The organism is Burkholderia anthinoferrum, assembly GCF_002925705.1.
In the GTDB taxonomy this organism is placed as follows: Bacteria; Pseudomonadota; Gammaproteobacteria; order Burkholderiales; family Burkholderiaceae; genus Burkholderia; species Burkholderia semiarida.
The window spans coordinates 1-1649 of the sequence record NZ_LFZP01000034.1 but is presented as its reverse complement, the minus strand read 5'-3'; the positions used below and the strand labels follow the sequence as shown (position 1 = coordinate 1649).

Genomic DNA, 1649 nt, shown 5'->3' with positions numbered 1-1649 from the left:
CGTTACATGTTCGGGTAATTCGGCCCGCCGCCGCCTTCGGGCGTGACCCACACGATGTTCTGCGTCGGGTCCTTGATGTCGCAAGTCTTGCAGTGCACGCAGTTCTGCGCGTTGATCACGAGCCGATCGCCGCCGTCGTCGTTCTTCACGAACTCGTACACCGCCGCCGGGCAGAAACGCGCCTCCGGCCCTGCGTACGTACGCAGGTTCACGTTCACCGGCACGCTCGCGTCCTTCAGCGTCAGGTGCGCCGGCTGGTTTTCCTCGTGGTTCGTGTTCGAGATGAACACCGACGAGAGGCGATCGAACGTCAGCTTGCCGTCCGGCTTCGGATATTCGATCGGCTCGCACTGCGACGCCGGCTTCAGCATCTCGTGGTCAGCGTGCTGGTGATGCAGCGTCCACGGCACGTTGCCGCCCATCACCTTCTGCTCGATCCCGACCATCAGCGTGCCCAGATACAGGCCCTTGGCCATCCACTGCTTGAAGTTGCGCGCGCGGTACAGCTCCGTGTACAGCCACGATTGCTTGAACGCGTCCGGGTACGCGTTCAGCTCATCCGACTGACGCCCGGCCTGCACCGCGTCGAATGCCGCATCGGCCGCCAGCATCCCGGTCTTGATCGCCGCATGGCTGCCCTTGATCCGCGATGCGTTCAAAAAGCCCGCGTCGTCGCCGATCAGCGCGCCGCCCGGGAACACCGTCTTCGGCAGCGACAGCAGGCCACCGGCCGTGATCGCGCGCGCGCCGTACGACACGCGCTTGCCGCCTTCGAGGAACGCGCGGATCGACGGATGCGTCTTGTAGCGCTGGAATTCCTCGAACGGCGACAGGTACGGGTTCGTGTAGCCGAGGCCCACCACGAAGCCGACCACGACCTGGTTGTTGTCCATGTGATACAGGAACGAGCCGCCGTACGTATCGGACTTCAGCGGCCAGCCGGCCGTGTGGATCACGAGGCCCGGCTTGTGCTTGGCCGGATCGATTTCCCACAGTTCCTTGATGCCGATCCCGTACGCCTGCGGATCCGCGTTCGCGTCGAGCTTGAACTTCGCGATCAACTGGCGGCCGAGGTGGCCGCGGCAACCTTCGGCGAACAGCGTGTACTTCGCGTGCAGCTCCATGCCGAGCTGGAAGTTCTCGGTCGGCTCCCCGTCCTTGCCCACGCCCATGTTGCCGGTCGCGACGCCTTTGACCGAACCGTCGTCGTTGTAGAGGATCTCCGCGGCGGGGAAGCCAGGGAAGATTTCCACGCCCAGCGCCTCGGCCTGCTGGCCGAGCCAGCGCGTGACGTTGCCCAGCGAGATCACGTAGTTGCCGTGATTCTTGAAGTTGTCGGGCAGCGCCCAGTTCGGCGTCGTGACCGCGCTCTTCTCGGACAGGAACAGGAAACGGTCTTCCGTCACCTCGACGTCGAGCGGCGCGCCGCGTTCCTTCCAGTCGGGAAACAGCTCGGTGATCGCGCGCGGGTCCATCACCGCACCCGACAGGATGTGCGCGCCGATCTCGGAACCTTTCTCGAGCACGCACACGCCGATCTCGGCGCCTTTCTCGGCGGCCAGCTGCTTGAGCCGGATCGCCGCCGACAGCCCGGCGGGGCCGCCGCCGACGATCACGACGTCGTATTCCATCGATTCGCGCGGGCCGTA

1 protein-coding gene is annotated in these 1649 nt (G+C 65.3%); it reads right to left on the bottom strand.

All coding sequences use genetic code 11. The features are described 5' to 3' along the window. Nucleotides 1–2 precede the first annotated feature (2 nt). Nucleotides 3–1649 (bottom strand): electron transfer flavoprotein-ubiquinone oxidoreductase (locus tag C5F75_RS11595; RefSeq protein WP_181035412.1); only part of this gene is annotated, 1647 nt, incomplete at its 5' end.